Here is an 11,598-nt window from a genome sequence, read left to right on the forward strand (position 1 = left end):
GTCAGGACTCCGATCGGGCGGCGTGGAGGCGGGCGAGCAGGAGGATCGCGGTGGCGAGCGCGACCATGACGCCCATCCAGAGGACGGCGACGGCGGGGGTGGCCGCGGGCCGCAGGAAGTTCAGCGCCGCGTCAGGCCACCCGTAGGCGACGCCATCCGGTCTCGCCCGGTCGAAGAGGCCGTACGCCGCGTAGTCACCGGTCGCCGCGAAGATCGTGTGGGACAGGGTGGGCATCATGTCGGCCGGGATGAGGTTGCCCCAGAACCAGTAGCCGACGAACAGCACCCGGAACGGCAGCGGCGGCATCAGGAGAGGTCCTGCCAGGGCGAGCGCGCCCAGAAAGATCAGTCCCGGGAGGATGACCGTCGCGAAGACGGCCAGCGACCAGGCCAGGGTCTCGACCTTGCCCTCGGTGAACGTGTAGACCACGGCCCGCCCGAAGAAGACCAGCGCGATCGGCGCGGCCGTGGCCGCGCACACGCCCAGGTACTTGCCGATCAGACGGCCGCCGGGGTTGGAGGGAGAGGCGTCCAGGATCGACGCGACGCCGAGCCTGCGGTCCCGGATGAGCCGGTCGGCGAGCAGGCATCCGTAGACGATCGCCAGCAGCGACATGGTCACCTTCGCCGACGCGAGCATGGCCAGTTTCGGGTCGTGTCCGCCTCCCGAACCGAGGTCGAGTGTCCGGTAAGAGGGCCACATCGTGGCGACGATCGCCGCGAAGGCCAGGCCGTACACGATCCACATGACGGGCCGGCGGATCTGCATGAGGAACTCGTAGCGCAGGGTGGCGATCATTCCTTCTCACCTCCGAGGACGCGCTCGGCGTGGCCGAGCAGGAGCCAGGCCGCCGCGACGAGCGGGATGGCGGTGCACAGCAGGACGATCCGGTTGGCCGTCCAGTCGTCGGGCACCGTGCCGCGCGTGGTGGCGAACAGGTAGAGGAGCCGGGACGGGAGGCTCGCCTGCAGGGGGCCGGCGAACACCTGCTCGGCGACCCAGACGAACGCCACCGTGGTGGTGGCCGCGACGGTGCCGCCGAACGCGGCCGAGGCGAGCAGGCCCAGAGCGGCCAGCCACAGCGCGGGAGCGAGCCAGGTGAGCTGGACCGCCAGGCCGCGCGGGGCGCCGGGAACGAGCTCCCACCAGCCGCCCACCGCGAGTAGAGCCGAGCCCGCCAGAGCGCACAGGCCGGTCCAGCCCACTGTCACGGCCAGGCGGCGCAGCAGGGTCGAGCGGTATCCCACCGGCATGGTGAGCTGGAGCTCCACCGCGTGGTCCCGGCCGAGCGACGAGGCCGCGGCCATGCCGGTCATGAGCGGGATCGCCATCTCCAGGGAGGCGAGCAGCATGAAGGCGGTGTTGGACTCGCGCGAGCCCAGCCGCGCGCCGAATATGGCGAGGACCGCCATGAGCAGCACAAGAGCCGGGGGCCCGACCAAGGTGGCGGGCCCAGCCCTGCGCAACTCGTGCGTCCAGAGTTCGAGAGGTTTCATGATCGGTGAGTTGCGCCGCCGAAGCGGATCGGTTCAATCCTGCCCGCCATGATCACAGCGGCGAGGGCGAGGACGAGCGCCAAGACGAGGGTCACTGTGCTGTTCGTCCAGAAATGGCGGATGCCGTTCAGAACCGGCAGCTCGATGAAGGACAGCGCGTAGGCCGTCCAGACCGCGAGCGCGACCCCGATCGCGCCCTCGGCGTGCCAGCACACCGCGAGCAGCAGGCCCAGCGCCGCGAGCAGCGCCATCGGGCCCAGCCACGCCGTGACGAGCGACGTCATCCCGGCGGGAGCCGAGCCGTGGGCGAGTGCCCCGGCCGAGGAGAGCAATGCCAGCGCCAGGTCGTAGCCGAACGCGAGCGTCACCCGCGCCAGCATGATGACGCGGGGCGAGGTCGGGGTGGTCGCCACCACCTCTGCGGCGGTGCCCCGGCCGCCCCGGCTCGCGTCGTACGAACCGGCGACGCCGACCCCGGCGATCAACGGGGCGGCGAGGGACAGCACAAGCTGGGCGCTGTCGCCCCTGAGCAGGGCGAATCCCACACTGACCGCCATGACGAGCGCCGAGGCCAGCCAGATCGACCGATGCATGATGCGGGCTTCCATCGCCAGCAACGTCCAGGCGCGGACGACCGGCCGCCGCACAGGCCGCCACGCGCGCGGTCGCGGAGACCGCCGTACGTGCCGGGTGAGCGGGTTCTCCGGCCATGCCTCGCGTGCTTCTCCGTCAGCCGGCCGAGCCGACCAGCCGTCGCCCGGTCCGGCCTCCCCCCGCGTCGCTTCTGACCGCGCGCCGTCTGAACGTGCCTCGTCCGGTGCCGCCTCCCATGACGCGCGTGTCCCGCCGAGTGCGGATGCCAGCAGGACGCTCCGTACGATCTCCGGTCCGGGGGGCTCCGGAATGCCGTGCCGGATCCCCCGCAGTTCAGGCGGTGCCGCCGGAAGGAATTCGGAATCCGGTGCGTGCGGTGGGCCGGAAATCGGCTCGGGTATCGGTTCGGGCCGTGCCGGTTCGGGCCGTGCCGGTTCGGGCCGCGGCGGTTCGGCGGACTCAGTCCACTCGTGCATCGATGCACCCCCTCAGGGTCGCGCGGGCGTGGTGCAGGCGGCTCTTCACCGTGCCTACGGGGATCGCGAGGATGTCGGCGATCTCCTGATGGCCCAGGTCGTTGAGGTAGGCGAGGACGACCACCTCCCTCTGGGCCAGCGGGAGGCGCGCCAGCGTCTGCTGGACCCGGTCGCCGCCCACCGCCAGTTCCTCGGGCCCCGGCACCGGGTCGGCGCCGTCGGCCGGATCCGCGGGCAGCGGCGGCGGGAGGCCGCGCAGCCGGTTGTGCGCCTGCCTGCGGGCCACCCCGAACAACCACGTGCTGACGCTGGAGCGGCTCCGATAGGTGCCCGCCGACCGCCACACCGCGAGCAGGGTGTCCTGCAGGATCTCCTCCGCCGTGCCCCGGTCCCCCGCGAGCCGGAAGAGGAAGGCGAACAGCGGCCGCGAATAGCGCTCGTACAGCTCGCTCAGCGCGGCCGCGTCACCGTCGGCCACCCTGGCCAGGACGGTCGCGTCCTCCACCGGGGCACGCGACCGGCGCGCGGTCCCGGCGAACCAGCGCAGCGCCATGCCCTCTGCTCCTTCGTTCATGACGTGTGCGTAGCGTCCCGCCCGCCGTACGGTTCAACGATCGTTCCCGCCTCAGTACGGCGAGCGCGTACGGCGAGCGGGGACGGCGCGGGTACGCCGGGGTTCTCGCGGCGGCGAAGCGCGCCGAAAAAATGGTTGCGGAAATGTCGGGGGTCTTCATTAGTGTCTTGGCACGTGGCTGAGCAACCATTGATCTTCGCGCGTGACCTGGTCAAGCGCTTCGGCGATTTCACCGCCGTCAAGGGCATCGACGTGGAGGTCGCACCAGGCGAGGCGTTCGGCTTCCTCGGGCCCAACGGGGCCGGCAAGTCCTCCACCATGAGGATGATCAGCTGTGTCTCCGCGCCCACGTCCGGAGAGCTGCGCATCCTGGGGATGGACCCGGTGCGCGACGGCACCAAGATCCGGGCCAGGCTGGGCGTCTGCCCCCAGCTGGACAACCTCGATCCCGACCTGTCGGTCCGGGAGAACCTCACGACCTACGCCCGCTACTTCGGGCTGTCCCGCGCCGAGGGGCGGCGGCGGGCCGACGAGCTGCTGGAGTTCGTGCAGCTGTCGGACCGGGCGGGCAGCATGGTCGAGCCGCTGTCCGGTGGCATGAAGCGCCGGCTCACGATCGCCAGAGCGATGATCAACGAGCCCGACATCGTGCTGCTCGACGAGCCGACCACCGGCCTCGACCCGCAGGCGAGGCATCTGCTGTGGGAGCGACTGTTCCGGCTCAAGCAGCGCGGCACCACCCTCGTGCTGACCACGCACTACATGGACGAGGCCGAGCAGTTGTGCGACCGGCTCGTGGTCATGGACGGCGGCAAGATCGTGGCGGAGGGTTCGCCCCGGTCGCTGATCGAGACGTACTCCACGGCCGAGGTGGTCGAGCTGCGCTTCCCCGACGGCCTCGACTCCAATGCCGACTACGCGGCCAAGCTCGACGGCATCGGCGAGCGGGTGGACCCGCTGCCCGACCGGGTGCTGCTCTACGCCGACGACGGAGACGCGGCGGTGGCCGCGGTGCACGGGCGCGGTCTGGTCCCCTCCAGCGTGCTGGTACGCCGCGCCACCCTGGAGGACGTGTTCCTGCACCTCACCGGCCGGACGCTGGTGGACTGACATGGCCATGGGAACCGTCCACCCCAGCATCGCCGTCCTGGAACGGCACCTGACGCTGTACCGCCGGCTGTGGCGCGCGTCGGTGTTCTCCTCGTTCGTCCTGCCGGTGCTGTTCGTGATCAGCATGGGCATGGGCGTCGGCGGTTATATCGGCTCCGTGCAGGGCGTCGACTACCTGTCCTGGATCGTGCCCGGAGTGGTCGCCTCCACCGCGTTCCAGATGGCGGTCGGCGAGTCGACGTACTCGGTGCTCGGCGACTTCAAGTGGGTCCGCGCCTACCACGCGATGCGGGCGACCCCCGTGCGACCGGACGACATCGTCACCGGTCACCTGCTCTACCTGCTGTTCCGCGTGACGACCGCCGTCCTGGCGTTCCTGCTGGTCGTGCTGTTCTTCGACGCGCTCCACTCGCCGTGGGCCGTGACGATCCCGCTCGTCTGCGCGCTGCTGACGGTGGCGACCGCGGCGCCGGTCATGGCGTTCGCGGCGAGCATCGAGCACGACAGCCACTTCGCGCTGCTGTTCCGCTTCGTGATGATCCCCGCGGCGCTGTTCTCGGGGGTCTTCTTCCCCATCGAGCAGCTCCCGGCGCTGGCGCGGCCGGTGGCGTACGTCTCGCCGCTGTGGCACGCCGTCGAGCTGTGCCGTTCGGCCACGCTCGGGATCGCGCCGCCCTGGCCGATCGCCGCCCATGTGGGCTGCCTGCTGCTGTGGGCGCTCGCCGGGACGGCCATGGCCGCGTACAGGTTCCGCCGGAGGCTGGAGGACTGATGATGACCACCCTGGTGGCCAGGCGGGTGGCCCGGGTCTCCCCCGCCCGCGTCGGCGCCGTGATCGGGCGCAACGTGGGGGCGTTGCGCTCCGGCCCTGCCTACTGGATCGTGCTTGTCTCCGGGTTCTTCGAGCCACTGCTCTACCTGCTGTCCATCGGCGTCGGGGTCGGGGCGCTGGTCGGGGACCTGACGGTCGCCGGCCGGACCATGTCCTACGCCGCGTTCGTCGCTCCGGCCATGCTGGCGGTGTCGGCGATGTCGGGGGCGCTGTCGGAGACCACGTTCAACGTGTTCTTCAAGCTCAAATACATGAAGACGTACGAGGCCGTGCTGGCCACGCCGGTACGGCCGGTGGAGATCGCGTTCGGCGAGCTGGTGTGGGCGACCGTCCGCGGCTCCCTCTACACCGGGATCTTCCTCGGCATCATGGTGGCGCTCGGCCTGGCGACGGTGGGGGGCGCGCTGGCCGCCTTCCCCGCGACCGTCCTGGTGAGCCTGGCCTTCGGCGCGGTGGGCCTGGCGATCAGCACGTTGATGCGCGGCTGGCAGGACTTCGACCTGATGACCACCGGCCAGTTCGCGCTGTTCCTGTTCTCCGGGACGTTCTCCCCGGTGCAGAACTATCCGGTCTGGATGGAGGTCCTGATCCAGGTCACCCCGCTCTACCACGCGGTCGAGCTGGTGCGCGGCCTGTGCCTGAGCACGTACGAGCCGGGACTGGCCGGCCACGCCGCCTATCTGATCGCGATGGTGGCGGGCGGGCTGTGGTTCGCGGCGCGCCGCATGGAGAAGTTGCTCTGCCGCTGAGGCCTCCGAGGTCCGTAACTGTCGGTAGCGTCCCGTAACGTTGCGCCCGTTGTCGCCGGCATTGAAGGGATGGCCACCGTGAACGAGATTCCCGAGCGCAAGCTGGAGCTCATCCGCAAGCTCCTCGCCGTGGCCGAGCATCCGGCCACCGGTGAGGCCGAGGCGGCCGTCTTTCTGGAAAAGGCGTGCGCGCTCATGGCGGCGTACGGCATCGAGCAGGCCGTGCTCGCCGACACGGGCCAGGTGCGTGACGAGGTCGACCGTCTGGTCATCGAGATCGGCAATCCCTACCAGCCGGACCGCCGGGCCCTGCTCGGGGGCGTGGCCACGGCGCTGCGCTGCCGGACGATCTACCGCAAGATCGGCTCGGTGTCGGAGGTGCAGGTCGTCGGCTACCGCTCCGATCTCGACCTGGTGGAGATGCTGTTCACCTCGCTCTGCCTGCAGATGGCGTCCGGTGTCCTGCGGGTCTCCGTCCCGCCCGGCCACACCACGATCAGCTACCGGAAGAGCTGGATGGCCGGATACGTCAACCGCGTCTGCGAGCGGTTGCGGGCCGCCGAGGCCGCTGCGGCCAGGGACGCCGCCCGGGATACCCCGCCCCGCGCCGGGCGCTCGACGGAGCTGGTGTTGCGTGACCGCGCCGCCCAGGTCGGCCGGGTCTACGAGCAGATGTTCCCGAACGTGCGCCGGGCCGGGCGGCGGGCGTTGAGTGACTGGTCGGGCTGGGACGGCGGCCGGGCCGCCGGGGATCGGGCCGACCTCGGCGGGTCGCGCCTCGGTGCCCCGGCGCGGGCACCGATCGGCCGGTGACCGCGCCACGGGGCTGATCCCTTTGCGCGGGGCCGCATCCGGAGGCGGCGTTCAGGGCGGTGGTCAGGCGGGCAGTGGCCGGTCCGGTTCCAGGTCGAGGGGGAAGTCGCTGACCGCGACGACCGCCCCGACCGGGACCGGTCCGTAGATGTGCGGGAACGTCTCCTCCGAGCCGTCCGGGACCTCGAACCGCACCGGGCAGCCGAGCAGGTCCTCGTCGATGGTGAGCAGCACCAGCGGTTCGGTGACGTGACGGTAGTAGCGCCCGGCCACGCCGCGCGCCTGGCCGGGATCGGTGGAGGCGTGGATGAATCCCTCCTCCTCAAGTGTCCGGCCGAGCGTGGAGACGCGGTACTCGCCCCGCTCCATCGCCTCGGCCCAGTCGGCCGCCAGCGCCAGATGCACGATCATGCGCCGACCCTACCGGGCGGTGCCCGGCGGCCGACTCGGCCCTCACCGCCGCCACAACGGCCCGAAGACCCACGGTGAAATGATCAACGTTGTCAGCCGGATGCCCCCATGCCGACGGCATGATTACAATATTACAATGATCTTCTTTTCTGGTATCGCGACCTCGGAGGCGATGTTCGCATGATCGTCGAGTACATCCGCTACCGGATCGACCGAGCAGCACACCGAGGAGTTCGAAGCCGCCTACCAACGTGCCGCGGTGCCCTTGACAGCCGCACCGCAGTGCGTGGACTACGAGCTGTCCCGCTGCGTCGAAGAGCCCGAATGGTACGTCCTGCGCATCACGTGGACCTCCGCCGAGGACCACCTCCAGGGTTTCCGCGGCGGTGAGCACTTCGCGGCATTCTTCGCCGAGATCAAACCGTACGTCCAGCAGATCGAGGAGATGCGGCACTACGAGAGCACCGCCGTGCGCGGCACCGGCTCCTCGATCCCCAGCCTGTACGAATGGGCGGGCGGCACCGAGGCGTTCGAGCGGCTCACCGAGACGTTCTACGCCCAGGTCCTCAAGGACGACGTGATCGGCCCTCTCTTCGCCCACATGGACCCGGGCCACCCCAGGTACGTCGCGATGTGGCTGGCCGAGGTCTTCGGCGGCCCGTCCCGCTACACCGACGAACGGGGCGGCTACCACCACATGCTCGTCCGCCACCTCGGCAAGGCCATCACCGAACCCCAGCGCCGCCGCTGGGTCGACCTTCTCATGAGCGCCGCCGACGAGGTCGGCCTGCCCGCCGACCCCGAGTTCCGCGCCGCCTTCGCGGGCTACGTCGAGTGGGGCACCCGCCTCGCCTTCGCCAACTCCCAGCCCGGCGCCCGCCCCCCGCAGCAGGCCCCCGTCCCGCGCTGGGGCTGGGGCGTCGCCCCGCCGTTCAGCGGGACGGGGACACCAGACAAGTCATGATGCGTCGGTGGCCGCCTGCGCGGACGCGGTCGTGGGCGGCATCGGCGCGGGGTCCCTACTTGCTGTGCACGATTTGGAGCAGGTTGCCGCAGGTGTCGTCCAGGACGGCTGTGGTGACCTGGCCCATCTCCAGCGGCTCTTGCGTGAATCGGACCCCGAGCTCGCGCAGCCGGTCGAACTCGGCGGCCACGTCCTCCACGGCGAAGGAGGCGGCCGGGATGCCGTCATTGACCAGCGCGTCCTTGTACGGCTTCACGGCGGGGTGGCCGTCGGGCTCGAGAAGCAGTTCGGTCCCGTCGAGGTCGTCCGGCGAGACCACGGTGAGCCACCGGGCCGCGCCCAGCGGGAGATCGGTCTTCTTCACGAAGCCGAGCACGTCGGTATAGAAGCGCAGCGCCTTGTCGAGGTCATCGACGAAGACGCAGGTTATGTAGATCTTCATGGTGCCTCCGGGGTGTCGGGCTTGAGCCATCGGGTGACGATGCGCTCAAGGGGTTCGGTGTTCAGATCGTGGAACTTGTAGCGACCCTGGCGCCGCGAATGGATCAGACCTGCGGATTCCAGTACCGCCAAATGCTGACTGATCGCCTGGCGGGACAGTCCGAGACCGTGCTTGGTCACCAGCCGTGTGCAAATCTCGAACAGGGTCTGGCCGTCCCGTTCCACCAGCTCATCGAGGATGCGCCGGCGGGTGGGGTCGGCCAGGGCCTTGAAGACATCCTCCGCCATAGCCGTCACTATAGGCAAGTCGCTACTTGCCTATCAAGGGTGAGTTCGCTGCGCCGCCAGCCCCGCCTTCTCGTCCCCATGCTGGGCCTGTGCCGGGGACGGGGCCGCACGACGCCATACCCGCCCGATCTTCGGCCAGTACGACGGTTGCCCCGATCATGGGCGGGACGCCGTTCGCCGACGGGGGCGGCGACGGCACCGAGATTGTCGGCCCCCTTTGCTACGTTGCCGCCATGGCGGAATTCGTACTGGTCGCAGGGGCGTGGCTCGGATCGTGGGCGTGGGATGAGGTGGTGCCGGAGTTGCGTGCGGCGGGCCACGGCACCCACCCGTTGACGCTGTCCGGCCTCGCGGACAAGCAGGGCGTGCCGGCTGGGCAGCAGACCCACGTGCAGGACATCGTCGACGAGGTCGAGCGCCACGATCTGCGCGACGTCATCCTGGTCGGGCACAGCTATTCGGGCATTCCGGTCGGCCAGGCCGCCGAGCGGATCGGCGACCGGCTGGCCCGCGTGGTCTTCGTCGACTCCAACGTTCCGGCCGACGGTGAGTCGTTCGTGTCCAGTTGGCCGGACGGCCGGGCGATGGTGGAGGCCGCGATCGCCGAGAACGCGGGCTTCTGGCCGCCGCTGACCGCCGACGACTGCGACGGCCAGGGTCTCACCGACGAGCAGATCGCGCGGTTCGTGGGCGGCTCGACGCCGCACCCGGGCGCCACGCTGACCGAGCCGGCCGTGCTGGCACGCCCGCTCGGCGAGCTTCCGGCGACGTACATCAAATGCCTGCTCGACGGCGACAAGGTGGGCGACGACGTGGCCGCACTGCTGGCCGGCGAGCGCTGGCGGCTGGTCGAGATGGACACCGGCCACTGGCCGATGTTCTCCCGGCCGCTCGCGCTGGCGCGGATCCTGCTCGACGCGGCCGCGGCGTGAACTTCGGCTAGGCTAGCCGCCGTCTCCTCATGCCCATGTGCTCCATCATGGACGCCCTTCCAGGGACGAGCCTCTGATCTCGGATGTCCGTTAAACCGGATCAAGCCCAGAGCTGGACTGGTTGCGGTGCGCGATCGACTCCGTCAGTGTGCGGGCGGGACCTTCGAATGCGGTGGCGAGCCGGTAACGAGTTCTGGGCGGTCGTCAGGAGTTCTCGTTGAACAGCGCGTACAGCCGGGGAAGTCGCCGTCTGGTCTCCTCTTTGTCGCGGAAGTCCCAACCATCTCCCCGTGGTTCGCCCCACAGTTCGTTGTACTGGTCGAGAGCATCTTCCGCGTCCACGTCGTCGGCTCCTGTGATCGCTTCATAGGCGTTGTACGGAACCATGACCAGATCTTCCCACTCTGGTATGTCCGGTATGACAGTCCCCGACTTGGCAGCGAGTTCCTGCACCTCGGCGAGATCTGCAAGGCTGTCCGGATCATCGACAACTCGCTCATACACGTCCCGGCCGAGTCCGATGAGCCACTCCCGGAAGTAGTCGAAGGAAGCGTCCGAATAGAAGCCATTGGCCATCACGCTCGTCGCGCCCCACAGCGACCAGGTGAAGGTGCGCAGGTCCAGTTGATGCTTGAACATGCTGAAGTCCAAGACGTCGTCGACGGAACCCTCCGCGAGTCGCTCCTCCAGCCACACGGTTCGTGCTTGGAGGTCACTCGTCACCGCCCGAGATCGCTCGATCAGGTCCCAGAACTCATTGATCTCCATACTCTATGAGTATGCCAAGGCTCCGAGGGTCGTCGGGCCTCAAATGACCGGCTTGAAGCCGATTTCCAGTGACCCTCAAGTGACTCTCAAGTCATATTCGGCATTCTCCGGCCTCAGGGAACATTGGAGCAGCCAATAGCGGTAATGGTGGGCTGTATGTCATGTCATCGTGGTGACAACAAATCTGTCGTCACCACGATGACATTCGGGAAGGCGCGTGCCGTGAACCCTTTCATCCTTGAGTGGTCCGGTGGTTCTGAAGGACGGTGATGGCCTTGCACAGGTGTCCGGCCTTGCCAGGGCTGCAGCGGAGCTTGTGCAGGTTGCGCTAGCTCTTGAGCTGGGCGTTTGCGCGTTGAGCGGGGCTGCGCAGGCGGGCGTGTGACCGGTTGGCACGCTTCTGGGCCTCGGGCTTGTTCCTGCCTTTGTACGGGGTGATGACCGGGCCCTCGGTTCCCTGGTAGCCCTTGTCGGCGGCGTGAGGATCCCGGCCCGCTCCGACTCACGCGGGATGCCCTCGTGCTCCGTTCCTCATTGGAGGTTGCGAACGCGCTGCGGGGAAGCCGGGATCGTCGGCCTTAGCCAGGACCGGGGTGGATCTGTGCTTCCAGTGATAGGGCTCAAAGCGATCATGGAGCAAAGAGGATTGACCCAGACTGATCTCGCCCATGAACTGGGCGTTTCCCAGGCATGGGTCTCCGAGGTGTCCCGGGGGCAGAAGGAAACCGGCATGGCCAAGGCCGTCAACCTACTGGCACGCGTAGGATGGGAAATACGCATATCGCCCAAATTGGGGGAGTCCGTGGAATGTAGTGAATTTCTGTCAGCCGCCGTTTCCGTTATCTTCGTTCCCTCTAACAGTGTGAATCCCTATCAGGGCGCCAACTATGTGAACACGTTGGCCACATCACTTGCTCGCAGCCGGTATGAGCTTGGCGGAATTCCGCTCATGTCGCGTGCGTCAAGCCATATGCAGCACGTCGATCGGGTATTGAAAAACGTCAGCGAGCGGTCCCTGCAAAAAGCGGGTTCCGAGCTTATGTACCAGGTCACTCTCGTTCTGTATGACGCCGGGAAGCTAGCCTCGATCTTTCACGTCTATCCGGTGGCTGGCTGAGCGGTTCGGCTGGAGTTTGAAATCGGGGCCGT

The 11,598-nt window shown here is 68.6% G+C and carries 15 protein-coding genes and 1 pseudogene; 7 read left to right on the forward strand and 9 right to left on the reverse strand.

The genetic code is table 11. The features are described from left to right. Position 1: 1 nt before the first annotated feature. The 4 genes from IMZ11_RS37720 to IMZ11_RS37735 all read right to left on the reverse strand — a co-directional run bounded on the left by IMZ11_RS37720 (position 2) and on the right by IMZ11_RS37735 (position 3,141). Complete coding sequence (locus IMZ11_RS37720) at positions 2-799, reverse strand: ABC transporter permease (RefSeq protein ID WP_228647522.1); 798 nt, start codon at positions 797-799, stop codon at positions 2-4. After that, on the reverse strand, positions 796-1,497 hold the full coding sequence (locus tag IMZ11_RS37725) for a hypothetical protein (RefSeq protein ID WP_228647524.1): 702 nt from the start codon (positions 1,495-1,497) through the stop codon (positions 796-798). Before IMZ11_RS37725 ends, IMZ11_RS37720 begins: the two co-directional genes overlap by 4 nt. Beyond that, on the reverse strand, positions 1,494-2,105 hold the full coding sequence (locus tag IMZ11_RS37730; protein WP_228647526.1) for a hypothetical protein: 612 nt from the start codon (positions 2,103-2,105) through the stop codon (positions 1,494-1,496). Before IMZ11_RS37730 ends, IMZ11_RS37725 begins: the two co-directional genes overlap by 4 nt. Positions 2,106-2,550: 445 nt before the next feature. After that, entirely contained in the window at positions 2,551-3,141 is a 591-nt protein-coding gene (locus IMZ11_RS37735; RefSeq protein ID WP_228647529.1) for an RNA polymerase sigma factor, read from the reverse strand. A gap of 174 nt (positions 3,142-3,315) precedes the next feature. Here IMZ11_RS37735 and IMZ11_RS37740 point away from each other — a divergent pair, with 174 nt between their 5' ends. The 4 genes from IMZ11_RS37740 (at position 3,316) to IMZ11_RS37755 (ending at position 6,645) form a co-directional block, all read left to right on the forward strand. Next, positions 3,316-4,251: an ABC transporter ATP-binding protein gene (locus IMZ11_RS37740; RefSeq protein WP_228647531.1), complete on the forward strand. Its 936-nt coding sequence runs from the start codon at positions 3,316-3,318 to the stop codon at positions 4,249-4,251. Position 4,252: 1 nt separating this feature from the next. Then, positions 4,253-5,023, forward strand: coding sequence for an ABC transporter permease (locus IMZ11_RS37745; RefSeq protein WP_228647533.1), 771 nt, complete (start codon positions 4,253-4,255; stop codon positions 5,021-5,023). After that, positions 5,023-5,832, forward strand: coding sequence for an ABC transporter permease (locus IMZ11_RS37750; protein WP_228647535.1), 810 nt, complete (start codon positions 5,023-5,025; stop codon positions 5,830-5,832). The genes IMZ11_RS37745 and IMZ11_RS37750 overlap by 1 nt, the downstream gene beginning before the upstream one ends. A gap of 78 nt (positions 5,833-5,910) precedes the next feature. Continuing rightward, positions 5,911-6,645 carry a DUF2786 domain-containing protein gene (locus IMZ11_RS37755; protein WP_228647537.1) on the forward strand — a complete coding sequence of 245 codons (735 nt, stop codon included), beginning with the start codon at positions 5,911-5,913 and terminating at the stop codon, positions 6,643-6,645. Between the two features lie 63 nt (positions 6,646-6,708). Here IMZ11_RS37755 and IMZ11_RS37760 read toward each other — a convergent pair whose 3' ends face one another. Continuing rightward, entirely contained in the window at positions 6,709-7,056 is a 348-nt protein-coding gene (locus IMZ11_RS37760) for a DUF952 domain-containing protein (protein ID WP_228647539.1), read from the reverse strand. 259 nt (positions 7,057-7,315) lie between these two features. On the opposite strand from IMZ11_RS37760, the gene IMZ11_RS37765 reads away from it, so the two are divergent. Next, positions 7,316-8,020 carry a group II truncated hemoglobin gene (locus tag IMZ11_RS37765; RefSeq protein ID WP_228647541.1) on the forward strand — a complete coding sequence of 235 codons (705 nt, stop codon included), beginning with the start codon at positions 7,316-7,318 and terminating at the stop codon, positions 8,018-8,020. Positions 8,021-8,075: 55 nt separating this feature from the next. Here the strand turns inward: IMZ11_RS37765 and IMZ11_RS37770 are convergent, their stop codons facing one another. Beyond that, the gene (locus IMZ11_RS37770; protein ID WP_228647543.1) at positions 8,076-8,462 is read right to left on the reverse strand and encodes a VOC family protein; all 387 of its coding nucleotides are present in this window, start codon (positions 8,460-8,462) and stop codon (positions 8,076-8,078) included. After that, positions 8,459-8,749, reverse strand: coding sequence for a helix-turn-helix transcriptional regulator (locus IMZ11_RS37775; RefSeq protein ID WP_228647545.1), 291 nt, complete (start codon positions 8,747-8,749; stop codon positions 8,459-8,461). Before IMZ11_RS37775 ends, IMZ11_RS37770 begins: the two co-directional genes overlap by 4 nt. Positions 8,750-8,982: 233 nt before the next feature. On the opposite strand from IMZ11_RS37775, the gene IMZ11_RS37780 reads away from it, so the two are divergent. Then, complete coding sequence (locus tag IMZ11_RS37780; protein WP_228647547.1) at positions 8,983-9,681, forward strand: alpha/beta fold hydrolase; 699 nt, start codon at positions 8,983-8,985, stop codon at positions 9,679-9,681. Positions 9,682-9,885: 204 nt separating this feature from the next. On the opposite strand, the gene IMZ11_RS37785 is transcribed toward IMZ11_RS37780, so the two are convergent. Both IMZ11_RS37785 and IMZ11_RS37790 read right to left on the reverse strand, forming a co-directional pair. Then, positions 9,886-10,449, reverse strand: coding sequence for a DUF4240 domain-containing protein (locus IMZ11_RS37785; RefSeq protein ID WP_228647549.1), 564 nt, complete (start codon positions 10,447-10,449; stop codon positions 9,886-9,888). Between the two features lie 232 nt (positions 10,450-10,681). Beyond that, positions 10,682-10,924, reverse strand: a pseudogene (locus IMZ11_RS37790) (transposase family protein); the annotation flags it as partial. A 156-nt stretch (positions 10,925-11,080) separates the two neighbouring features. Between IMZ11_RS37790 and IMZ11_RS37795 the strand changes: the two are divergent. After that, a complete protein-coding gene (locus IMZ11_RS37795; protein WP_228647553.1) occupies positions 11,081-11,566 on the forward strand; it encodes a hypothetical protein in 486 nt (161 codons plus the stop codon). Positions 11,567-11,598: the final 32 nt, after the last annotated feature.

It is taken from the genome of Microtetraspora sp. AC03309 (assembly GCF_020826795.1).
Classification (GTDB): Bacteria; Actinomycetota; Actinomycetes; order Streptosporangiales; family Streptosporangiaceae; genus Microtetraspora; species Microtetraspora glauca.

What these genes read in the sequence shown, in the direction of transcription:
- IMZ11_RS37720 (WP_228647522.1), bottom strand. Translation starts at nt 799, where the DNA reads ATGATCGCCACCCTGCGCTACGAGTTCCTCATGCAGATCCGCCGGCCC.
- IMZ11_RS37725 (WP_228647524.1), bottom strand. Translation starts at nt 1,497, where the DNA reads ATGAAACCTCTCGAACTCTGGACGCACGAGTTGCGCAGGGCTGGGCCC.
- IMZ11_RS37730 (WP_228647526.1), bottom strand. Translation starts at nt 2,105, where the DNA reads ATGGAAGCCCGCATCATGCATCGGTCGATCTGGCTGGCCTCGGCGCTC.
- IMZ11_RS37735 (WP_228647529.1), bottom strand. Translation starts at nt 3,141, where the DNA reads ATGAACGAAGGAGCAGAGGGCATGGCGCTGCGCTGGTTCGCCGGGACC.
- IMZ11_RS37745 (WP_228647533.1), top strand. Translation starts at nt 4,253, where the DNA reads ATGGCCATGGGAACCGTCCACCCCAGCATCGCCGTCCTGGAACGGCAC.
- IMZ11_RS37750 (WP_228647535.1), top strand. Translation starts at nt 5,023, where the DNA reads ATGATGACCACCCTGGTGGCCAGGCGGGTGGCCCGGGTCTCCCCCGCC.
- IMZ11_RS37760 (WP_228647539.1), bottom strand. Translation starts at nt 7,056, where the DNA reads ATGATCGTGCATCTGGCGCTGGCGGCCGACTGGGCCGAGGCGATGGAG.
- IMZ11_RS37770 (WP_228647543.1), bottom strand. Translation starts at nt 8,462, where the DNA reads ATGAAGATCTACATAACCTGCGTCTTCGTCGATGACCTCGACAAGGCG.
- IMZ11_RS37775 (WP_228647545.1), bottom strand. Translation starts at nt 8,749, where the DNA reads ATGGCGGAGGATGTCTTCAAGGCCCTGGCCGACCCCACCCGCCGGCGC.
- IMZ11_RS37780 (WP_228647547.1), top strand. Translation starts at nt 8,983, where the DNA reads ATGGCGGAATTCGTACTGGTCGCAGGGGCGTGGCTCGGATCGTGGGCG.
- IMZ11_RS37785 (WP_228647549.1), bottom strand. Translation starts at nt 10,449, where the DNA reads ATGGAGATCAATGAGTTCTGGGACCTGATCGAGCGATCTCGGGCGGTG.
- IMZ11_RS37795 (WP_228647553.1), top strand. Translation starts at nt 11,081, where the DNA reads ATGGAGCAAAGAGGATTGACCCAGACTGATCTCGCCCATGAACTGGGC.